General features: G+C 69.1%; 18 protein-coding genes and 1 tRNA gene (1 of these 19 running past the window's edge). 5 read left to right on the top strand and 14 right to left on the bottom strand.

Annotated elements, in window-relative coordinates:
• Positions 1-411, top strand: the 3' portion of a protein-coding gene (locus FrCorBMG51_RS30415; protein ID WP_476742090.1) for an LGFP repeat-containing protein. The gene continues 144 nt to the left of window position 1, outside the view; the window shows 411 of its 555 coding nt (coding positions 145-555); its start codon lies beyond the left edge, outside the window; it ends in the stop codon at positions 409-411.
• A 354-nt stretch (positions 412-765) separates the two neighbouring features.
• On the top strand, positions 766-1,302 hold the full coding sequence (locus FrCorBMG51_RS02780; RefSeq protein ID WP_047221557.1) for a DUF7144 family membrane protein: 537 nt from the start codon (positions 766-768) through the stop codon (positions 1,300-1,302).
• Positions 1,303-1,703: 401 nt separating this feature from the next.
• On the opposite strand, the gene FrCorBMG51_RS02775 is transcribed toward FrCorBMG51_RS02780, so the two are convergent.
• The 4 genes from FrCorBMG51_RS02775 to FrCorBMG51_RS02760 form a co-directional block, all read right to left on the bottom strand.
• Entirely contained in the window at positions 1,704-2,105 is a 402-nt protein-coding gene (locus FrCorBMG51_RS02775; RefSeq protein ID WP_047221556.1) for a gamma-glutamylcyclotransferase family protein, read from the bottom strand.
• Positions 2,106-2,249: 144 nt separating this feature from the next.
• Complete coding sequence (pyrE, locus tag FrCorBMG51_RS02770) at positions 2,250-2,777, bottom strand: orotate phosphoribosyltransferase (protein ID WP_013875136.1); 528 nt, start codon at positions 2,775-2,777, stop codon at positions 2,250-2,252.
• A gap of 150 nt (positions 2,778-2,927) precedes the next feature.
• On the bottom strand, positions 2,928-3,239 hold the full coding sequence (locus FrCorBMG51_RS02765) for a VOC family protein (RefSeq protein ID WP_047221555.1): 312 nt from the start codon (positions 3,237-3,239) through the stop codon (positions 2,928-2,930).
• Positions 3,240-3,486: 247 nt separating this feature from the next.
• Positions 3,487-3,571 (bottom strand) — tRNA-Tyr (locus FrCorBMG51_RS02760).
• Between the two features lie 403 nt (positions 3,572-3,974).
• On the opposite strand from FrCorBMG51_RS02760, the gene FrCorBMG51_RS02755 reads away from it, so the two are divergent.
• Positions 3,975-4,463: a YajQ family cyclic di-GMP-binding protein gene (locus FrCorBMG51_RS02755; protein ID WP_047221554.1), complete on the top strand. Its 489-nt coding sequence runs from the start codon at positions 3,975-3,977 to the stop codon at positions 4,461-4,463.
• A 241-nt stretch (positions 4,464-4,704) separates the two neighbouring features.
• Here the strand turns inward: FrCorBMG51_RS02755 and htpX are convergent, their stop codons facing one another.
• Positions 4,705-5,583, bottom strand: a complete 879-nt coding sequence (htpX, locus tag FrCorBMG51_RS02750; RefSeq protein ID WP_013875139.1) for a zinc metalloprotease HtpX — start codon at positions 5,581-5,583, stop codon at positions 4,705-4,707.
• A 130-nt stretch (positions 5,584-5,713) separates the two neighbouring features.
• Positions 5,714-7,168, bottom strand: coding sequence for a Rossmann-like and DUF2520 domain-containing protein (locus FrCorBMG51_RS26115; protein WP_086055213.1), 1,455 nt, complete (start codon positions 7,166-7,168; stop codon positions 5,714-5,716).
• Between the two features lie 258 nt (positions 7,169-7,426).
• On the opposite strand from FrCorBMG51_RS26115, the gene FrCorBMG51_RS02740 reads away from it, so the two are divergent.
• Together FrCorBMG51_RS02740 and FrCorBMG51_RS02735 are read left to right on the top strand one after the other, a co-directional pair.
• Positions 7,427-9,313, top strand: a complete 1,887-nt coding sequence (locus FrCorBMG51_RS02740; protein WP_047221553.1) for a 2-oxoacid:acceptor oxidoreductase subunit alpha — start codon at positions 7,427-7,429, stop codon at positions 9,311-9,313.
• Positions 9,310-10,371: a 2-oxoacid:ferredoxin oxidoreductase subunit beta gene (locus tag FrCorBMG51_RS02735; protein ID WP_047221552.1), complete on the top strand. Its 1,062-nt coding sequence runs from the start codon at positions 9,310-9,312 to the stop codon at positions 10,369-10,371. Before FrCorBMG51_RS02740 ends, FrCorBMG51_RS02735 begins: the two co-directional genes overlap by 4 nt.
• Before the next feature lie 691 nt (positions 10,372-11,062).
• Here the strand turns inward: FrCorBMG51_RS02735 and FrCorBMG51_RS02730 are convergent.
• The 8 genes from FrCorBMG51_RS02730 to nuoI all read right to left on the bottom strand — a co-directional run bounded on the left by FrCorBMG51_RS02730 (position 11,063) and on the right by nuoI (position 20,767).
• Complete coding sequence (locus FrCorBMG51_RS02730; RefSeq protein WP_162233162.1) at positions 11,063-11,509, bottom strand: hypothetical protein; 447 nt, start codon at positions 11,507-11,509, stop codon at positions 11,063-11,065.
• A 1,034-nt stretch (positions 11,510-12,543) separates the two neighbouring features.
• The gene (locus tag FrCorBMG51_RS02725; protein ID WP_047221550.1) at positions 12,544-13,545 is read right to left on the bottom strand and encodes a polyprenyl synthetase family protein; all 1,002 of its coding nucleotides are present in this window, start codon (positions 13,543-13,545) and stop codon (positions 12,544-12,546) included.
• Between the two features lie 19 nt (positions 13,546-13,564).
• A complete protein-coding gene (nuoN, locus tag FrCorBMG51_RS02720; RefSeq protein WP_047221682.1) occupies positions 13,565-15,139 on the bottom strand; it encodes an NADH-quinone oxidoreductase subunit NuoN in 1,575 nt (524 codons plus the stop codon).
• Positions 15,140-15,156: 17 nt separating this feature from the next.
• On the bottom strand, positions 15,157-16,743 hold the full coding sequence (locus FrCorBMG51_RS02715) for an NADH-quinone oxidoreductase subunit M (RefSeq protein WP_047221549.1): 1,587 nt from the start codon (positions 16,741-16,743) through the stop codon (positions 15,157-15,159).
• Position 16,744: 1 nt separating this feature from the next.
• The gene (nuoL, locus tag FrCorBMG51_RS02710) at positions 16,745-18,721 is read right to left on the bottom strand and encodes an NADH-quinone oxidoreductase subunit L (RefSeq protein ID WP_047221681.1); all 1,977 of its coding nucleotides are present in this window, start codon (positions 18,719-18,721) and stop codon (positions 16,745-16,747) included.
• A 305-nt stretch (positions 18,722-19,026) separates the two neighbouring features.
• Complete coding sequence (gene nuoK / locus FrCorBMG51_RS02705) at positions 19,027-19,326, bottom strand: NADH-quinone oxidoreductase subunit NuoK (RefSeq protein ID WP_013875148.1); 300 nt, start codon at positions 19,324-19,326, stop codon at positions 19,027-19,029.
• Entirely contained in the window at positions 19,323-20,156 is an 834-nt protein-coding gene (locus tag FrCorBMG51_RS02700; protein WP_047221548.1) for an NADH-quinone oxidoreductase subunit J, read from the bottom strand. The genes nuoK and FrCorBMG51_RS02700 overlap by 4 nt, the downstream gene beginning before the upstream one ends.
• On the bottom strand, positions 20,153-20,767 hold the full coding sequence (nuoI, locus tag FrCorBMG51_RS02695; RefSeq protein WP_047221547.1) for an NADH-quinone oxidoreductase subunit NuoI: 615 nt from the start codon (positions 20,765-20,767) through the stop codon (positions 20,153-20,155). The genes FrCorBMG51_RS02700 and nuoI overlap by 4 nt, the downstream gene beginning before the upstream one ends.
• Positions 20,768-20,860 lie beyond the last annotated feature (93 nt).

Below are 20,860 nucleotides of genomic sequence, written 5' to 3'. Positions count from 1 at the left end.
CCCGCCGGTGGCGGCGGACGGTGGCGGCAGTTCGAGCAGGGGCTGCTCTTCTGGTCGGTGGCGACCGGCGTCCACGAGGCGCACGGTGGGATCGGCGCGAAATATCTGAACCTGGGCGGCAGCAACAGCTTCCTGGGACGGCCGACCAGCGACGAGGTGGACGCGGAGACGACAGGCAGCAGGCAGTCGGTGTTCCAGGGCGGCCGGATCTACTGGAGCGCCGCCACGGACGCCCACGAGGTCCACGGAGCGATCCTCAACCACTACCTGTCACTCGGTGGCGCCGGTTCGGACCTCGGGCTGCCGATCAGCGACGAGTACCCGGTCGGGGGAGGACGCCAGAGCGCCTTCCAGTACGGCTGGCTGCGTTGGGACGCGGACTCTGGCACGGTCGCCGTCACCCGCCCGTAGGCCGTGCCTGGCCAGACCACGCCACACGGATTTTCGATCACCCGGACATGACTGCGCGCGACGGGTCTCCAGACCGGAATGTCGGGCAACCGGGCATGTCCGGGGCATGCGCAGGCATGCGCAGGCATGCGCAGGGCGCCCGGAGGGCACACGGAGGGCATGGCCATGTGGGCCAGCCGGCCGCCGGTGACGCTGTCATGCTCTTTCCGCGCCGCCGGAGACCTCGCGGCCCCGGGGCCGTCAAACCGACCCGAAAGTGACACCGAAGGTGACGCGGCCACGGCCCTTCCGCGCCGCCAGCGGCCACCGGGCCCCGGGTCGCCAGGCGTCCCGCCACGCTCCAGGGAGGATTCCATGCAACCGGCACGGTCAGCGGCACGCACCACCGGATGGCTGGTATTTGCCACGGTCATCATCTTCATCGCAGGATTTCACAACATCATCTATGGAGTTGCCGCTCTCGACAGATATACCTATCTCGTCAGTGACAGCGGTACGATCATCTACCAGGATCTGAACTTCTGGGGCTGGCTGCTGATAGCCATGGGCATCGTCGAGGTCGTCGTCGCGGCGGGCCTGCTGACGGGCCAGCGGTGGGCCCGCTGGGCGGCAATCGCGATCTGCGCGGTCAACGTGATCGCGCACCTTGCCTTCCTCGCGGTCTTCCCGGTGTGGGCAGTCATCCTCATCGCGCTCGACGTACTCGTGATCTATGCGGTGACCAGGCCTGACACACAGCCGCGCGGGTCCTACGAGCCCTACCCCGAAGCCGACCGGGTGGAGGCCCGCACAGGCCGCGGGGAATACGGCACAGGCCGCCGGGAGTACACCGAACCGTCCCGCTCCACCACGCGAGGCAGCCGGTCCGGTCCTGATACACCCACCCGCTGAACACCCGGCAGCGAACAGCGGGAACCCGCTCGACGCCGGCGTTCCAGCCCTCCCGCGGGCCGTGGAACGTCGGCGTCGAGCGTGTGCGCCCGGGCCCCGGAAAAGCCGTTCGCCCCGCGGCCGTGCGTCCCACCGGCCGCCGCTGAACCCGGAGTCCACGTCGACCGGGAACGCGTACCATCCGAAAATTTCCGGAAAAAGAAACAAAGAAATAAAGAGATTCAGAAAGAAACGAGCCCGAACGGGATGACGCCAGAAGGACGAGCCGGCAGGAGGCACCACACCGCATGGGCCGGGCCCTCATGTCCGGCTCGCGGCGACGGCAGTCCGCGGCCGACAGCGGTCAGGAACGGCGGCCACCCGCGACCGCGGCAGCCAGCAGCGGGGGTCAGAAACGGGGGTCAGGAACGGGGGCGGCGCGATATACGCGACACGAACGCCGGCAGCTGGGCGGCGGCGAACGCGTCGGCGTCCCACGTCTGGTCCAGGGCGGCCGTGACGTCACGCCAGACATAGACCGATGCCGACCGGCCGTCGACGAGTACGACACGCCGCGCCTCGTACTCGTCACCCTCGAACGCGTCGAGGACGGCCCGCTCCCGCGGGCTGAGGCCGGACAGTACGCGGCCGGCCACCAACGCCGTCGGCACGGCGGCCGGCACCAGACCCGGGTAGACCCGACCGGGCAGCGCCGCCGCCCGCCACCCGGCGACCGCTGCCGGCCGCGAGCGCGGCAGCCGGCCGAGCAGGGCCAGGGCAACCTCCGGAAAGCACAGGGTGCCGTAAACGAACAGCGACGACATGACGGCTCAGGATCCCACGGCAGACCGCCAGGGGCCCGGGCTTTCCCAGAGCCCTGCCGGAGAGCGGGCAGCCGCGAGACGCAGTGCCTGATGACGACCGCGAGGACGGCGGCGAGGCCGGGCTCGGGCGGCCCCGCGTCCCGCTCAGGCGACCGCGTCCAGTTCGGCGCGGGTGAGGACCGGGCGCAGGGTGAGGCCGAGCGCGGCGAGGCCGTCCCGGCCACCCTCCTGACGGTCGATCACGCACAGGACGTCCTCGACGAGAGCGCCCTGCTCCCGCAGCACCCGGGCGGCCTCCACGACGGCGCCACCGCTGGTCACCACGTCCTCCACCAGGACGACCCGCAGGCCCGCGACGTCACCGCCCTCGGCGGTGCGGCAGGTGCCGTACTCCTTGGCCTTCTTGCGGACGAACCGGGCCGGCAGCCCCGTGCGCTGGGACAGCAACGTGACCAGCGGAATCCCACCGAGCTCGAGGCCGGCCAGCACGTCGGTGGCCGCGGGCAGCAGCGGACGCATCGCGTCGACGACGTCGGCGAGCAGCACCGGGTCGGCCTCGAACAGGTACTTGTCGAAGTACTCCCCGCTGGTCCGGCCGGAGCGCAGCCGGAACTGCCCGGTCAGATGGGACGCGGCCCGGACGCGGGCGGCAAGCGTGCCGGTATCACCCATGCCTGCGGACTCTATCCATCCCGGCGCCGGCAGCAGGGATGGAAACTCGGCGCTCCGCGCCGGAAGAACGCCTGCCCCGGGACGACGGCCACGCCGGGACAGCGACCATGCAGGGACAGCGCAGAAATGTCGCGATAAGGATTTGATCGACTACCGAACGCCCACCTGGAGGTCAACCGTGCGCCCGTCAGGGTCCCGCAGGAGATGGCGGCCGGGCGGCAGCGGGAGATCGGCCGTATCCGCGTCCACCGTGAGGCCCAGCCGCAGCCGGCCGGTCGGCAGCCCCGACCGAGCGGGGTACAGCTCCAGCACGGTGCCGTCCGCGAGGGTCGCGGCCAGATGCTCGGGCCCCGAGCCGTGGCGTTCCCGCACCAGACACAGCCCGAGCCCACGGTAGAACTCCTCGCAGGCAGCCAGGTCAGCGGTATAGATCACCAGAAGGCTGATCGCAAACGTCGCCATCGCCGCATTTTCGGCCCGAGCGACGCCGCACGCCGGCGGCGACGGCATCGCGGCCCGCGAGCGGATCGAAGCGGCGCGCCGCCTGGAAGAGGAATGTTGATCGTGTACACGTACCGTGCCCGAGCTACCGGCAACAGCCATGATCAGTCGGGATCGGCCGCGGACAATCGGCCGCGGACACGGGAAAGGCCCCGGAGACCTCTCCAGGGCCTGGAGTACAGCACGTTCTGGGTACCGCTGGGGGTGTTGGTGGCAGGTGTTGGGTTCGAACCAACGTAGGCTGAGCCGGCGGTTTTACAGACCGCTCCCTTTGGCCACTCGGGCAACCTGCCGTTGGTGGACAGCATACGGGATGCGGCAGGCGGTTCGACGCCCCCCTCCGGCCGCGGACGCCGCCCCCGGTCGTCCGACGCCCGGACGCGCCAAGCCCGTCACGAGGCCAGCGCCGGGCCTGCGCAACGAAGCCGCGACAAAGCATGAGCAGGCCGGCTCTGACTCCCGCCGACCGCGGCCGTCCCGCCATGCTGGAGTCTGGGCAGACTCGTGTCGGATGCCTCGTGCCCGTGCCCGTGTGCCTCGTGCCCGCGCGGCACCCGGGTACGAGGATCCGTGCCGGCAACCGACACGGCCGGACAAGCAGGCGGCCTGGCAGAGCAGGCAATCTGGCAGAGCAGGCAACGGCAGACAGTGCCAGACAGTGGCAGACAACCGCAGACACCGAGGAGGCGCTTCGTCGTGGCGGACCCGTCGTTCGACATCGTGAGCAAGGTCGACCGTCAGGAGATCGACAACGCGATCAACCAGACCGCCAAGGAGGTGCGGACCCGTTTCGACTTCCGCGACACGGCCGCGTCGGCGGCGTGGTCGGGTGAGTCCATCCTGCTCACCGCGACCACCGAGGAACGGGTCAAGGCGGTGCTGGACGTCCTGCAGGAGAAGTGGGTGAAGCGCGGCATCTCGCTCAAGGCCCTGGAGCACGGCGAGCCCACGCAGTCCGGCAAGGAGCACAGGCTGGTCGTGACCGTCCAGCAGGGCATCGCCGACGACAAGGCCAAGGCGATCTCCAAGAAGATCCGGACCGACGGCCCGAAGGGGGTACAGGCCCAGATCCAGGGTGACCAGCTCCGCGTCACCGGCAAGAAGCGGGATGACCTTCAGCGGGTTATCCAGTTGCTCAAGGAGACCGACTTCGGAGTGCCGCTCCAGTTCGTCAACTACCGCTAGCCTGCTGAAACACCGGCCGGATGATCGATAGCTGAGCATATTTCGCAAATAAGGATGCACCCCGCCCGATGGGGGGTTTCGGGCGGGGTGCCGCACGGCGAGGCCTGGGGGTTTGCCTCGCCGCGAGTCCGCGGTTGCGCGCCTACGGGGTCTGGACCCTGAGGTTCCTGACCGGTAGCCCAGAGAGGTTCCGGACCTGTGGCTCAGGCCTTTTCAGAATACGACCCCTCCTCGCGCGGATTCAACGGTAAGGGTCGATCCGGGCCATCTCCTCCAGCCGCTCGATCCGGCGCTCCATCGGCGGGTGCGTGCTGAACATCTGGCCGAGGCCACCACCCCGGAACGGGTTGGCAATCATGAGCGAGGACACCGGCGCCAGCTCCGAGCTCTGCGGCAGCGGCCGGGCGGCCGCTGCGACCTGCAGTTTGCGCAGCGCGAGCGCGAGGCCCAGCGGATCACCGGTCAACGTTGCGCCGGAGGCATCGGCCTGATATTCCCGAGCCCGGCCGATCGCGAGCTGGATGACCGCCGCCGCGATCGGCCCCAGCACGATGAACAGCATGATCTCCAGGATGCCCGGACCGTCCTCGTCGTCCCCACGACCCAGCCCGAAGAGTGCCGCGAACTGCGCGAAATGCGCCAGGTAGACGATGACGCTCGCGAGCGCCCCGGCGACGGAGGCGATGAGGATGTCCCGGTTGTGGACGTGGCTGAGCTCGTGGCCCAGGACCCCGCGCAGCTCGCGGTCGTCCATGATTTCCAGGATTCCCGTGGTGCAGCAGACCGCTGCGTTGCGTGGGTTACGGCCGGTCGCGAATGCGTTGGGCGCCGCAGTCGGGCTGATGTAGAGCCGCGGCATGGGCATCCGCGCCCTGGTCGCGAGCTCGTGGACGATCGCGTACAGGCGTGGCTGCTGGATCTGGCTGACGGGATGGGCCCGCATCGCGCGCAGGGCCAGCTTGTCCGAAAAGAAGTACGAGACGCCGTTGACGCCGAGGGCGAAAATGAGAGCGATCAGCAGGCCACGGTTCCCGAACAGGGAACCGACAAGCAGAATCACCGCGGACAGTACGCCCAGCAGGACGGCGGTCTTCAGCCCGTTGAAGTGGCGGTGGGACATGGCGTCGGTGTCCTGTCGTCTCGAGGGTTGCGTCCATAGCAACGCCCGGATCGACCAGGAGCGTTCCCGCCACACGTGGTCACCAATCGCAACACTACTCTCACCGAGAGAACAATCAAGCGCCAACGATTCACTGATTGTCCAACTGGCGACCCGAATCCATGTCCTGTGTGACCGGGCCCGGTGTGCCTGGGCTCGGTGTGCCTGGGCCCGGTGTGCCTGGGCCCGGTGCGGCGGGGCCCTGTCCGCCGGCCGCGCGGAGGACGTCGCGGATGCCGCTGGCCGGTTCGCCACCGGCCAGCCCCGCCCGCTCGAGCTGGTCCACGGTGAGGGCGGCCAGGGCCGCGTACACCGATGCCACCGCCTGGTCATGCGCCGCGAGGGCGTCCAGGTGCGCCCGCACCGTCCCGGCGTCCCCACGCCGGACCGGGCCGGTCAGCGCCGCCGGGCCACGCTCGACGGCGCCGCGCAGCGACTGCTCCAGCAGCGGCGCGACAGCGCCCGCCGGTTGGTCGACGCCGAGGGCCGCCAGTAGCTCCAGCGTGGCTGTGACCAGCGTCGCCAGGTAGTTGGCGCCCAGGACGATGGCGGCGTGGTAGGCCGTGCGGGCCCGCTCGGGCACCGGGACGACCCGGCCGCCGACAGCGGTCACCAGCGCGTTCGCGACCGACTGGGCACCCGGGTCCGCGGTCACCCCGAACCCGGCGCCCACCAGCCGGCCCGCGTCGTCGTCGGCGCCGCTCAAAGTCATGATCGGATGCACCGCCGCGCGGAACGCCCCGTGGGCGAGCACGGGGTGCAGGATGCCCGTGCCGTGCCGTCCGCTGGCGTGCGCGACGACCTGCCCGGCCCGCAGGACACCGGCGGCGGCGACGCTTCTGGCGACATCTTCGATGGCGTCGTCAGAGACTGTGAGAATAACCACATCTGACGCCTCGACCACCGATGCCGGCGTCCCGATCGACGCCGTCGGAAAGCGGAGCCGGGCCCGTTCCAGGGCCGCCGCGGAACGCGCGTGCACCGCGACCACCGGCCAGTTGGCGCCCGACAGCGCCGTCCCGAGCGCGCTGCCTGCCCGGCCGAGGCCGACGATCCCGACCCGCGGCCCCGCCGCGGTGGGCACCGGCCGGCCCGCGGGCCGNNCCGGCCGGCCCGCGGGCCGCGCGGCGGTGTCGACGCCGCTGGCGGCACGGCTGCTGGCGGCACCGCTGCTGACAACATCGCCGCTGGCGGCATCCGCCTGCCCGCTCACCTGGTCATGCTCCCACCGGATACCGCGCCCGGGCGCACCGGGCCAGGGGATTCCCGTCCGCGGCACGGCCGCGCGCCCCGCTGGCCGTGGGTCCCGCGCGTGGGGCCGTAGGCCCCGTAAAAGGAGTGTATGGGGCCGTAGGCCCCATCGGGCGCCATAGGGAGTGATGCCGCGGGCGGCACGGCTGGCACGGCTCCACCAACCCCGTCGGGCCCACCTCGCCGGACACGGGGTTCGCTCACCCGCGCGTTCCCCGCGTCTCCTCACAAGCAGGTGCGACACAGGTACCGACACAGGTACCGACACAGGTACGAGGCGGTTGCCTGTTAGCATGGAGGAGACTAGTCGGCACGTCTAATCACACAATTTTTACACAAAATTTGCGGATATTCTGACAAAATTCAAATTTTTGTCATTCGTGCCAGAAAGCCGCAGATTATTTCATTGCAGACATCCCGCCAGTTGGCCGACGCGCCGCTCCCATCGGGATGTGTCATATTCATCACACGGACCTGACCCCGTCGGGACGTTGCGCCCCACGCCAATAGTCCGACCGGTACGCTCAAGTGGTACCCGAGGAGGTTACACAACGTGTCAGGCCAGGTCAGGGATCGTCAAATCCATCGACTCGACCGGGTCGTCATCCGCTTCGCGGGCGACTCGGGCGACGGGATGCAGCTCACTGGAGAACAGTTCACCAGTGAGACGGCGGCGTTCGGCAACGACTTGTCCACCCTACCGGACTTCCCGGCCGAAATTCGCGCCCCAGCCGGCACCCCGGCCGGCGTGTCAGGATTTCAGCTTCATTTTTCCGATCACGACATTCTGACGCCCGGGGACGCCCCGAACATGCTGGTGGCGATGAACCCCGCGGCGCTGAAATCGAATCTGAAGGACCTGCCGGCCGGCGCCGACCTCGTCGTCAACACCGACGCCTTCACCAGCGCCAACCTGAAGAAGGCCGGATACTCCTCCGACCCGCTCACCGACGGCACCCTCGATGGATACCGGGTGCACCGGGTACCCCTGTCGTCGATGACCATCGACGCGGTGAACGCGTTGGAAAGCAGCACCGGCACCGTCAACAAGAAAGAGGCCGAGCGGGCGAAGAACATGTTCGCGCTCGGTCTGATGAGCTGGCTCTACCAACGGCCCACCGACGGTGTCGTCGCGTTTCTTGAGAAAAAATTCGCGAAACGCCCCGAGATCGCCGCCGCGAACATCGCGGCGCTGCGTGCCGGCTACAACTACGGTGAGACGACCGAGGCCTTCGCCGTCGTCTACGAGGTCGCCCCGGCCCGGATGAAGCCCGGCCGTTACCGCCGCGTCTCCGGGAACCTCGCGCTGTCCTACGGGCTGATCGCCGCCGCCGAGCTCACCGGGCTGCCGCTGTTCCTGGGCTCCTACCCGATCACCCCGGCCTCCGACATCCTGCACGAGCTGAGCAGGCACAAGCGGTTCGGGATACGGACCTTCCAGGCCGAGGACGAGATCGCCGGTGTCGGTGCCGCTCTCGGTGCGTCCTTCGGCGGCTCGCTCGGCGTCACCACGACGTCCGGGCCCGGCCTGGCCCTGAAGACCGAGACCATCGGCCTCGCGGTGACCCTCGAGCTCCCGCTGCTCGTCGTCGACATCCAGCGGGGCGGGCCGTCCACCGGGCTGCCCACCAAGACCGAGCAGGCCGACCTCAGCATGGCCGTACACGGCCGCAATGGCGAGGCGCCGCTGCCGGTGATCGCCCCGCGCTCCCCGGCGGACTGCTTCGACGCCGCCATCGAGGCCGCCCGGCTGGCGACGAAGTACCGCACGCCCGTCATCCTGCTCTCGGACGGCTACCTCGCCAACGGCTCGGAGCCGTGGCTGCTGCCCGACCGGGCCGACCTGCCCGACCTGCGGGTGACGTTCACGACCGGGCCGAACCACACCGGCGACAACGGCCCGGAGTTCTGGCCGTACCTTCGCGACAACGAGACGCTCGCCCGGCCGTGGGCCGTGCCCGGCACCCCCGGGCTGGAGCACCGCATCGGCGGCCTGGAGAAGGCCGACGGCTCCGGTGGGATCTCCTACGACCCGGCGAACCACGACCGCATGGTGCGCCTGCGCCAGGCGAAGATCGACGGTATCGCGCGCGACATCCCCGCCCTCGATGTGGACGACCCCTCCGGCCAGGCCCGGGTGCTCGTCCTCGGCTGGGGCTCGACCTACGGGCCGATCGCGGCCGCGTGCCGGCGGGTCCGCGCGAACGGGCTCCAGGTCGCCCACGCCCACCTGCGCCACCTGTTCCCGTTCCCCGAGAACACCGGCGACGTGGTGCGCGCCTACGACCGGATCCTCGTCCCCGAGATGAACCTCGGCCAGCTCAGGGCCATGATCCGAGCGGAGTTCCTGGTCGACGCCATCGGCTACAACCAGGTCCGTGGGCTTCCGTTCAAGGCCGCCGAACTGGCGGGTGTCCTGGAGGACGTGATCAAGCAGTGACCGTCACGACGAACCAGACCGGTATCACCAACCGGCTGCTCGACCTCATACCCGCCGCCAGCCAGCCGCAGACCCGCAAGGACTACACCTCCGACCAGGAGGTCCGCTGGTGCCCCGGCTGCGGTGACTACGCCATCCTGGCCACTGTCCAGGGCTTCCTGCCGGAACTCGGGATCGCCCGCGAGAACATCGCGTTCATCTCCGGCATCGGCTGCTCCTCGCGCTTCCCGTACTACCTGAAGACCTACGGGATGCACTCCATCCACGGCCGGGCGCCGGCCATCGCGACCGGTCTCGCGGTCTCGCGGCCGGACCTGTCGGTCTGGGTCGTCACCGGTGACGGCGACGCGCTGTCCATCGGTGGCAACCACCTGCTCCACGCGCTGCGCCGCAACGTCAACATCAAGATCCTGATGTTCAACAACCGGATCTACGGGCTGACCAAGGGCCAGTACTCGCCCACGTCAGAAGTAGGGAAGATCACGAAGTCGACTCCGTACGGCTCGCTGGACCGGCCCTACAACCCGATCTCGCTGGTGCTCGGCGCCGAGGCGTCCTTCGTGGCCCGGTCGATCGACTCCGAACGCGCGCACCTGACCTCGGTGCTGCGCGCGGCCGCCACCCACCCCGGCTCGGCCTTCGTGGAGATCTTCCAGAACTGCAACATCTTCAACGACGGGGCGTTCGACACTCTGAAGGACCGCTCGTCCAAGGACGACGCGACCCTGCGGCTGGTTCACGGCGAGCCGCTGGTGTTCGGCGTGGAGCGCGACAAGGGCATCCGCCGTGCTCCTGGCGGCGAGCTGGAGGTGTGCGCCGCGACCGACGACGGCGTGCTGGTCCACGACGCCCACGCGGCCGAGCCGGGCTTGGCGTTCGAGCTGTCCCGGCTGACGGGCGATTCGGCCGGGGTCACGCCGATCGGGGTCTTCCGGGACATCGACCTGCCCACCTACGATGAGCAGCTCAACGGCCAGATCTCCGATGCCCGGGCCCGCCAGGGCGAGGGCGACCTGATACAGCTGCTGGGCAGCGGCGACACCTGGACGGTTTCCTAGCGATCGTTCCTGGGATCGTCTCCGGTGGGTCCGCGGTCGTGTCAGACCGGGATCCACCGGGGAGCGGTCCGGCCGGTCGGCTCCTGACGACAGGCGTCGAAGGGCACCCGGCCACAGGTTCTGCGCACACTCGCCGGGCCTGGCGTGTACCGGCCGACTGGCAGAACGTAAAATCTTCTTTTTGTGTGGTTTTTGTGGTGCGATTTTTTACGTACCAGCCAGTCCTGAAAAACCTGGGCCGCCGAAGAACGCGGCTACGATTTTCACCTCCGAGGTCCCGGCCGAACCGGGCTGGCTCCCCTGAGCCACCTCGGACGTTGGACCGCTTCGGGTTGCCGGTCACCGGCAGGTCGCTCAACGGAGCAAATAACACCTTTGATGGACCGTTGTTCATATGGCGTCGAAACATCCGCGATCCGTCGGCTAGCATTGTGATCCGTTCGGCATCCCGAATCCGCTTTTCTGGATCTTCATAACAGTTGGCGGGTGGTGGGGCTCGGGGGCTACAGCTCGGGGGGCTACGGTAAGCTACCGATCCGGAGGAACAGTGCAGGACAGATCGTCCCGTTGCCGGCAGGCCCGACAGCGTTCTCCTCGTTCTCCTCGGGTATCGCTTCCCGTGGCGGGCGAGGTGAGCCGTGGGTAACCACTCCGCTGCCCGACACTCACGGAAGCAGGCAGCGGACGCCCCTCACCGGGCCGGTTCCACCCGTACGCCCGCGGCCACCGGCACGTCGAGCGACACGAAGACCGCTGTCAGCGCGACCGTCACCGACGGCCTGGGCGCAGCCGAACCCGTCAGATCACCACGGATCTTCCGGAAACGCGACGCCGGCCTGGGCGCTCGGCCGCAACCGGGCGCACCGGTGTTCCCCACGGTGTTGCCGGCACGCCCGGGAGCGATGTTCATCCCCCGCCAGCAACTGACGGGCTCCGGCGAACCGGACACGCTGAGCGGGCCGTCCCCGTTCGGCGCGGGCAGGGCACGGCCGGCTGACAGGCAGGCACGCGGCACACGTCGCGGCGCGCACCGGGATGTCCCCGTCAGACAGCCCGCAGCCGGGCAGCCCAGGCTGAGCCGCAACCGGCTGGTCGCCACCGGTACCGCTTCTCTTGCCGGGATCTCCGCCCTGCTCACCGGTATAGCCCTGGCCGGCGCCCAGGACGAACAGGTCGTCGATCTCGGGGCAGCCGCCACAGCACCATCGGTCGGGCTGGGAAGCTCACCATCGGTCCTGCAGAGGACGGCGGACAGAACTCCTCGCAGTGTGCACAGGCCGGTGGCACGGCCGGTTGCCCCGCCACCGCAGACCGTCACCACCCCTGGCCCTGGCCTACCTGGCACAGGCTCCACCGGGCACGACTCGCTGTTGGCAGCCGGTGCTCCCAGCTCCGCTGGTGCGGATCTCCCACAGGCTGTCGCCACCTATCCCGAGTCCCCGTATCCCACGTATTCGTACTATTCCGGCGCCATCCCCGACGGGTCCGGCCTGCTGGCCGGGACGCCCGCGCCAACAGCACAGTCCGCCACCGAGCAGCCGGCCTTCCCGAGCGGGGCGGTAACAGGTCCGATCGACGTCGGCGGGAGCAGCGAACCAACTGGCCAGCCGACCACGACCACACTGCGCGGTTTCGAAACAGGTCAGACGCCGCTGGCTGGGACACCCATCCCGACAGCCACCTCGGCGGGCGTCTCCCCCACACCCGNCGGGCGTCTCCCCCACACCCGCCCCGTCGGCGGCTCTGTCCCCGACGGCGCTGCCGGCAACCACCGGGAGCAGCGCCGCGGCCAGCCAGCCGCCGGCATCCTCCGCCGCGGTAACGGGCGCCGCGGCGCCGGCTGCCCAGGCAGCCCCGCAGCCATCCTCGGCCGGGGAGAACGGGTCACTGCGCGACAAGGCCACCAAACTGATCGAGTTCTACGATCCTCCGCCGTTCTCGCCACTGAGCAGATAAAGCAGATAAAGCAGAAACGATCAGATCCCACGGAGTGGGGGCCGCAGCGCCCGCGCGGCTCCCACAACGACCATCCGGTACACCCGAGGACCGTCCGGCACGCCCGAGGAGCATCCGCTACACCCGAGGTCATCCGGGCGCGCCCGCCGCTCACACCCGACGCGTGCAGACCGCCCGGTGCGGTTCGAGTGCGGTTCAGGCACGATTGTGGACGGGTCAGCCAGTGCGGTCGATCACGTAGTCGGCGAGCGTCTCCAACGCGGTTCTGGCCGGCCCCTTCTCCAACACGGCCAGGCAGTCACGTGCCTGGCCTGCCCAGCGCGCCACCTCACGGCGGGCACGTCCCATGGCCGGATGGCCGCGCAGCAGGTCCAGCGCCTCGGCGAGCGCGCCTTCCACGGCGAAGCCGTCCTTCATCAGGCTGCGCAGCCGGGCCGCGGCGGCATCGTCATCCTCCAGCGCGTAGAGCACCGGCAGCGTGGGAATCCCCTCCCGCAGATCCGTCCCGGGTGTCTTACCGGATGCGGCCTGGTCAGAGGCGACATCGATGAGATCGTCGGAAAGCTGAAAGGCCACCCCGAAGTAGTCACCGAAAGCGGCCAGAGCATCCACGGTGATCGGATCGGCCCCGGCGAGCATCGCGCCGAGCCGGCCGGAGGTGGCGATCAGTGACGCGGTCTTCTCCCTGATCACGCGCAGGTAGTGCTCGACTGGATCCTGCCCCGGTAGCGACCCGACGGTTTCCCGGATCTGCCCCTCGCACAGGGTCGCGATCGTGCGGGCCAGGATGCGGGTGGCCTCCGGCCCCAGGTCGGCGGTGATGTCCGAGGCCCGGGCGAAGAGGAAGTCGCCGGTGAGGATCGCGATCGTGTTGGTCCAGCGGACGTTCGCCGACGCCGCTCCCCGCCGCAGCGGCGCCTCGTCCATGACGTCGTCGTGATACAGCGTCGACAGGTGGGTGAGCTCGATGGCCACCGCGGCCGGCAGCACACCGATGGCGTCCGGGTCACCGAAGTGGGCCGCGAGCAGCACGACCATCGGCCGGAAACGCTTGCCACCGGCGTCCACCAGATGCCGGGACGTCTCGGTGACGAACGGCACGTCGCTGCGAACGGCGTCGCGCAGCATCCGTTCGACCTCGTAGAGGCCGCGACGGACAGCCTGCTCCAGATCAGGGTCAGCCCTGATCCCTACAAGATCCAACCCCGTTGCGCTCATATGTAGGTTCCCTGGGGCCTCAGCGTACGAAGCCGGAAGTGGCCGCGGTGCCGGCGAGATCGAGCAGGGGCTGTGGTGCGACTCCCAGCAGGAGCGTCACGACCGCGCCGATGCCGACGGCCGCGTAGGTGAGTGTCGGACGAGTGACAATTATGGGGCCGTCCGCACCCGGTTCCTGGAAGAACATCAGAACGATCACTCGGACGTAGAAGAACGCGGCGATCGCGCTGGTGACCAGGGCAACGACCACCAACGGTGTCGCGTCACCGGCGATCGCGGCCTCGAAGACGGCGAACTTCCCGGTGAATCCGCTGGTGAGCGGGATGCCGGCCAGGGCGAGGAGCAGGAAGGCGAAGATCCCCGCGAGCACCGGGGAGCGCCGCCCGAGCCCCTGCCACTGGGACAGGTCGCTCGCCTCGCCGTCCCCCGTCCGCACCAGGGTGACCAGACCGAAAGCGGCGATCGTGGTGAAGCCGTAGGCGACCAGGTAGAACAGGGAGCCGCTCAGCCCGTCGCTGTTGGCCGCGGCAAGCCCGGTGAGCAGGAAGCCGGCGTGGGCGATCGCCGAGTAGGCGAGCATCCGCTTGATGTCACGCTGGGTCAGTGCCAACACCGCACCGACAACCATGGTCAGGATCGCGATGATCCAGACTATCGGCCGCCAGTCCCAGCGCAGCCCGCCGAAGGAGACGTAGAACAGCCGCAGCAGCGCGCCGAACGCCGCCACTTTTGTGCCCGCGGCCATGAAGGCCGTGATCGGGGTCGGGGCCCCCTGGTAGACATCCGGTGTCCAGGAGTGGAACGGCACGGCGCCGATCTTGAAGAACAGGCCGATGCCGAGCAGGGCCATCCCCAGGTAGAGGTAGGTGTCGTTCGCGCCGACCGTGCCCGCGGCATCGGCGATCCGGCCGAGGTTGACGCTGCCGGCGTAGCCGTAGACGAAGGCCAGGCCGTAGATGAAGAACGCCGAGGAGAAGGCGCCGAGCAGGAAGTACTTCATCGCCGCCTCCTGGGAGAGCAGACGACGGCGGCGGGCCAGGCCGGTGAGCAGGTACAGCGGCAGGGAGAGGATCTCCAACGCGACGAACATGATCAGAAGCGTGTTGGAGGAGACGAACAGCAGCATCCCGGCCGCCGAGAACGCCATCAGCGGGTACGCCTCGGTCTGCACCTCCGCGGAGGAACGCTGGGCGGTCGCGCCCGGTGACCCCGGTGTGATCGCCGCCGACGCCACGATCGCCCCGCCGGAGGAGTCCAGCCGCCGCTCGGCGACCAGCAGCACCGCCAGCAGGGCGAAGAGCAGGATGGCGCCTTCCAGGAAGAGGGTCGGGCCGTCGATGGCCAGCGCCCCGGCCGCGAGCACCTGCCGCCGAGCGTGCAGCAGGACGACCGCCACGAACGCGGCCACGAACCCGGCCGCGGCCAGCAACGGCTGGATGACCCGGCGGGCCTTCGCCGGCACGAACGCGTCGACGAGCACACCCGCCAGCGCCACCCCGAAGACGATGAGGATCGGGCTCAGCGCGCTGTACTGGATCGCCGGGACGTCGATCGTCCCCTGCGCGCCCTGGGCCAGCACCTGCGGGCCGGCGATGGCGGATGCTGTGGCACTCACGAGTGGCCTCCGGTCTGGCTTGCGTTCACGGGGGCGGTTGGTGCGGGATCGGTGTGCCCGGCGTCCTCGAACGTCGCCGTGACGGTCGGCCGGACGATGTCGATGAGCGGCTTCGGGTAGATGCCGAGGGCGATGATCAGGGCGACCACCGGCGCGACCACGATCTTCTCCCGGACACTGAGATCGAGCACTCCACGAGCATCCTCGGATACCAACGGTCCTGTCATCGTCCGTTGGTAGAGATAGAGGATGTAGATCGCGGCGAGCACGATGCCGACAGTGGCCACGATGGCCAGCGCCCGGTACCGGGTGAACGTCCCGGCCAGCACCAGGAACTCGCTGACGAAGCTGTTCAGGCCGGGCAGCGCCAGCGACGACAGCCCCGCGATGAGGAAGACGCCGGCCAGCGTCGGTGTGACCTGCGCCATGCCACGGTAGGCCCCCACGTCCCGGCTGCCGCGCCGGGCCACCAGGAAGCCGACGACGAGGAAGAGCAGGCCCGTCGACAGCCCGTGGTTGACCATGTAGAGGACGGCGCCGGTGCCCGCCTGCGACGTCAGCGCGAAGGTACCCATCGCGATGAAGCCGAAGTGGGCCAGCGAGGTATACGCCACCAGGCGTTTCATGTCCCGCTGGCCGATGGCGAGCAACGCCCCGTAGAAGATCCCGATCACCGCCAGCGCGAGCACCATGGGCGCGAAGTAGGACGACGCCTCCGGGAACAGCGGGATGCAGTAGCGGATCAGCCCGAAGGTCCCGACCTTGTCCAGGACGCCCACCAGCAGGATCGCGCCGCCGGTCGGCGACTGCGCGCCCGCGTCCGGCAGCCAGGTGTGGAAGGGGAACAACGGCGCCTTGATGGCGAAGGCTACGAAGAAGCCCAGGAAGAGCAGCTTCTGCACACCAGGGGTGATGTCCAGTTGGCGCAGGGTGGCGAAGTCGAAGGTGCCGGTGCCGAGCTGGTCGGCCGAGACGACGTAGAGGCCGATCACCGCGGCGAGCATGAGCAGCCCGCCGAGCAGGCTGTACAGCAGGAACTTCACCGCCGCGTAGGACCGCTGCGCCTGCTCTTTGACCGGCCCGTAGCTCCCGATCAGGAAGTACATCGGGATCAGCATCGCCTCGAAGAAGACGTAGAACAGGAAGACGTCGGTGGCGGCGAACACCCCGACCATCCCCGCCTCGAGCGCGAGCAACAGCGCGAAGAACGCCGGGACGCTGCGCCTGCCCACCACGGGCGTGCCGTCCGGGGATGCGGCGTCGACCTCGTCCCAGGAGGCGAGGACGACAATCGGCACCAGCAGCGTCGCGAGCAGGATCAGCACCAGCGAGATCCCGTCGGCACCCACCGAGTAGGAGATGCCGAACTGCTTGATCCAGGAGTACTTCTGGGCGAACTGGAAGCCGGCCCGCGCCGGCTCGTACGCGATGGTCGCCAGCAGCGCCAGCACGAACTCCACCAGCGTGACCGCCAGGGTGATCTGCTTGGCCAGCGTGCCCAGCCGCCGCGGGACGACCGCGACGACGACCGCCGCGGCGGCCGGGATGATCAGCAGGAGGGTCAACCACGGGAAACTGTTCACGTCATCCGGTCCTTACCAGCAGCGCTGCCACGACCACGAGGACAGCACCTCCCAACATCGACAGCGCGTAGGAGCGGACGAACCCGGTCTGGGTGCGGCGCAGCCGCCCGGACAGGCCGCCGATCCCGGCGGCGGTGCCCCGGACCAGCCCGTCCACCCCGACCGTGTCCAGCCAGACCAGGAAACGGGTGAGGTACTGCCCCGGGCGCATGAACACGGTCTCGTTGAACGTGTTGGCGTAAAGATCGTGCCGGGCGGCCACGGTGACCAGCCCAACCTCGGAGTCGGGGCGGGCAACGGCCTCCACCGGACGTACCTGGTATCGCAGGTAGGCCCCGGCGAAGCCACCGGCGGCGACCAGCAGGGTCAGCGCCGTGACCACCGCCGGGGAGAGCGTGTGCGCGCCCTCCTCGTGGCTCTCGCCGAGCACCGGTGCCAGCCAGTCCTGCAGGGTGCCGCCGACGATGAACAGCCCACCGGCGAACACCGAGCCCACGGCCAGCAGCGCCATCGGCCCGGTCATCACCGTGGGGGACTCGTGGGGATGCTTGGCCCGCTCGCCCGAGGACGACCAGCGGCGCTCCCCGTGGAAGGTCAGCAGGAACAGCCGGGTCATGTAGAAGGCGGTGATGCCCGCGCCGAGCAGCGCGGTCAGGCCGAGCAGGTACCCGCTGGTGCCGCCCTTGTCGAAGGCGGCCTCAATGATCTTGTCCTTGGTGAAGAACCCGGACAGCGGGGGAAGGCCGATGATGGCCAGGTAGCCGAGACCGAAGGTGACCCAGGTGACCGGCATCAGCCGCCACAGGCCACCGTATTTCCGCATGTCCTGCTCGTCGTCCATCGCGTGGATCACCGAGCCGGATCCGAGGAACAGGCCGGCCTTGAAGAAGCCGTGTGCCAGCAGGTGCGCGATGCCGAGCGCGTAACCGGCCGGGCCCAGCCCCACGGCGAGGAACATGTACCCGATCTGGCTCACCGTCGAGTAGGCGAGCACCTTCTTGATGTCGTCGTAGGCGCAGCCGATGACGCAGCCGATGACGATCGTTACGGCGCCGATGATGACGACCACCGTCCGGGCGGCCTGGGTCTCGGTGAAGATCGGACTGGCGCGGGCGATGAGGTAGACCCCGGCGGTCACCATGGTGGCGGCGTGGATGAGCGCGGAGATCGGGGTCGGGCCCTCCATCGCGTCCGGCAGCCATGCCTGCAACGGGAACTGGCCGGACTTCCCGCAGGCGCCGAGCAGCAGCAGCAGGGCGATCGCGGTCAGTGTGCCGTACCCGATGATGTCGGCCGCGGCGGCGCCGAGCACCGAGTCGTAGTTCGTGCTGCCCACCGTGGCGAACATCAGCATGATGGCCAGGGCGAGCCCCACGTCGCCGACCCGGTTCATGTAGAAGGCCTTGTTGGCCGCGGTCGCCGCGGCCGGCTTGTACTCCCAGAACTTGATCAGCAGGAAGGACGACAGGCCGACCAGTTCCCAGCCCGCGTACAGGACGAGGAAGTTGTCCCCGAGGACGAGCAGCAGCATGGACGCCAGGAACAGGTTCATGTAGGCGAAGAACCTGCGCCGCCCGGGATCGTGCGCCATGTAACCGATCGAGTAGACGTGGATCAGCGTCCCCACGCCGGTGATCAGCAGCACGAAGACCGCGGACAGCTGGTCGAAGAGCAGACCGGCGTCCACCTGGAAGCCGTTGACCGGAATCCAGGAGAACAGGTGCTGGGCGACCTGCCGGTCCTCGGCGCCACGGCCGCGCAGCTCGAAGAACAGCACCAGCCCCACGACAAAGCTCGCCGCGGAGGCCGCGGTGCCCAGCAGATGTCCCCAGCGGTCGGTCCTCCGCCCGCCGAGCAGCAGGATCAGCGCCCCCGCCAGCGGCAGCACCAGCAGCAGCCACGTCGCCGAGAACACGCCGCTGGCCGCCGCGTAGCCCACCTCGTGTCCCACCTCATGCGGCATGGCGTACCTCGTCATCGGAGAGGTGGTCACTGAGGAGGTGGTCAGCGGAGAGATACTCATCGAAGAGGCGGCCGTCAGGCAGGTGGCCACCAGGAAGGTGCTCGTCTGGCAGGTGGCCGTCGGATGCACGGCCATCGGATGCCCTGCCGCCAGACGCGCCGGCACCACATGTGACACCACATGTGACGACACGGTGCGTATAGCCGTGGGGTGTATGCGTCACTGCACTCATCGTCCGTTCTGCCGTGACCGGGGTTCCGGCCACCACGTCCCACCGGCGCCTGGTGAGGTCGTCACCGGTGGCACACCTGGGGAACTGGCTAGTACTTGAGCAGGTTCACGTCGTCCACCGAGGCGGACCGGCGGGTTCGGAAGATCGTGAGGATGATTGCCAGGCCGATGACCACCTCGGCCGCGGCCACCACCATCACGAAGAACGCCATGATCTGGCCGTCCAGGGTGCCGTTGATCCTGGAGAAGGTGACCAGGGTCAGGTTCGCCGCGTTCAGCATCAGCTCGACGCACATGAAGACGACGATCGCGTTACGGCGCAGCAGGACGCCGACCGCGCCAATGGTGAACAGCAGTGCGGCGAGGATCAGATAGTTCGAGGGGTTCACCGGTCCGTCCCTTTCCCGGCCCCGACCGGACGTGGATTCCCGCGGGCGTGTGCCCCGGCGCCGTTGTCGCCGTCGCCGTTGCCCTCGATGTCCCCGCAGCCCTCCCTGGCGCCCTGGCCCGCGCCGGGATCGGTGCCACCGCCGGGCAGGCCCGCCGGCAGCCGGGTGCCCTCGGGCCGGGCATAGACGGCCGGTCCGGGAATCGGCGTGACTCGGCCTCCCTCGGCGAACCGACGCCGCAGCATCTCCCGCTGCGTCACCTTGCCGTCGACCCGTTCCCGGTGCCCGAGGATCATGGCGCCGACCGCGGCGATGATGAGCAGCGCGGAAACGATCTCGAACGCGAGCACGTAGTCGGTGAACAGCAGGCGGGCGATCGCCTGGATGTTGCCGCCGTCGTTGGCGGCCGTGAGCCCGGCCGCGGTGGTGCCGTTGTTGATCACTCCGCCGATCGGGAACACCAGCAGCCCGGCGAACCCGACTCCCAGGACGATCGCGGCCACCCGCTGACCGCGCAGGGTCTCCACCAGGGAGTCGGAGGAGTCCACCCCGACCAGCATCAGCACGAACAGGAACAGCACCATGATCGCCCCGGTGTACACGACGATCTGCACGAAGCCGAGGAACGGGGCGTCCTGCAACAGGTAGAAGACGGCCAGACAGAAGAAGTTCGTCACCAGCAGCAACGCCCCGTGCACGGCGTTGCGGGCGAGCACCATGCCCAGTGCCGCGAGCACCGCCACCGGGGCGAGCACCCAGAACGTCGCGGCCTCGCCGGTGGACGTCCGGGTGATCTCCCCCGCCGCCTGCGCCAGGATCTGCGCGCTCATCGGACCGGCTCCGGTTCGCTGTCCCGACCGGCCACGTCGGCGTCGGCGGCCTTGCCCGCAGCCTTGCCGGCACCCGTAGCGGCAAGGCCGGATGCGTCGAAGGGGCCGCTGCGGTTCGGGTCGAACCGGTAGTAGTCCGTCTCGCTGTCACCGAGGTACATCGGATGCGGCGGCGCTGTCATCCCCTCGCCCAGCGGGGCGAGCAGTTGCTCCTTGGTGAAGATGAGATCCGACCGGCTGTCGTCGGCGAGCTCGTAGTCGTTGGTCATGGTCAGCGCCCGGGTCGGGCACGCCTCGATGCACAGACCGCACAGGATGCAGCGCAGATAGTTGATCTGGTAGACGCGCCCGTACCGCTCCCCGGGGGAGTAACGCTCCTCGTCGGTGTTGTCCGCGCCCTCCACGTAGATCGCGTCGGCCGGGCAGGCCCACGCGCACAGCTCGCAGCCGACACACTTCTCCAGCCCGTCGGGATGCCGGTTGAGCTGGTGGCGGCCGTGGAAACGAGGCGCGGTCGGCTTCTTCTCCTCCGGATACTGCTCGGTCGTCGGCTTCTTGAACATGGTCGAGAAGGTGACGCCGAATCCCTTGTACGGGTCGAGGATCCCCATGGCTCAGCTCTCCTGCCGCGGTCCACCCGCGACGATGACGGTGGCGGACGACGATCGGTCCGGACCGGTGACGGACGGCGGCCGGCCGGCCGC

The organism is Protofrankia coriariae, from assembly GCF_001017755.1.
GTDB classification, from domain to species: domain Bacteria; phylum Actinomycetota; class Actinomycetes; order Frankiales; family Frankiaceae; genus Protofrankia; species Protofrankia coriariae.
This window is presented reverse-complemented; position numbering and strand designations above follow the sequence as displayed.

What these genes read in the sequence shown, in the direction of transcription:
- FrCorBMG51_RS02780 (WP_047221557.1), top strand. Translation starts at nt 766, where the DNA reads ATGCAACCGGCACGGTCAGCGGCACGCACCACCGGATGGCTGGTATTT.
- FrCorBMG51_RS02775 (WP_047221556.1), bottom strand. Translation starts at nt 2,105, where the DNA reads ATGTCGTCGCTGTTCGTTTACGGCACCCTGTGCTTTCCGGAGGTTGCC.
- pyrE (WP_013875136.1), bottom strand. Translation starts at nt 2,777, where the DNA reads ATGGGTGATACCGGCACGCTTGCCGCCCGCGTCCGGGCCGCGTCCCAT.
- FrCorBMG51_RS02765 (WP_047221555.1), bottom strand. Translation starts at nt 3,239, where the DNA reads ATGGCGACGTTTGCGATCAGCCTTCTGGTGATCTATACCGCTGACCTG.
- htpX (WP_013875139.1), bottom strand. Translation starts at nt 5,583, where the DNA reads ATGTCCCACCGCCACTTCAACGGGCTGAAGACCGCCGTCCTGCTGGGC.
- FrCorBMG51_RS02725 (WP_047221550.1), bottom strand. Translation starts at nt 13,545, where the DNA reads ATGAGCGCAACGGGGTTGGATCTTGTAGGGATCAGGGCTGACCCTGAT.
- nuoL (WP_047221681.1), bottom strand. Translation starts at nt 18,721, where the DNA reads ATGACGAGGTACGCCATGCCGCATGAGGTGGGACACGAGGTGGGCTAC.
- FrCorBMG51_RS02700 (WP_047221548.1), bottom strand. Translation starts at nt 20,156, where the DNA reads ATGAGCGCGCAGATCCTGGCGCAGGCGGCGGGGGAGATCACCCGGACG.
- nuoI (WP_047221547.1), bottom strand. Translation starts at nt 20,767, where the DNA reads ATGGGGATCCTCGACCCGTACAAGGGATTCGGCGTCACCTTCTCGACC.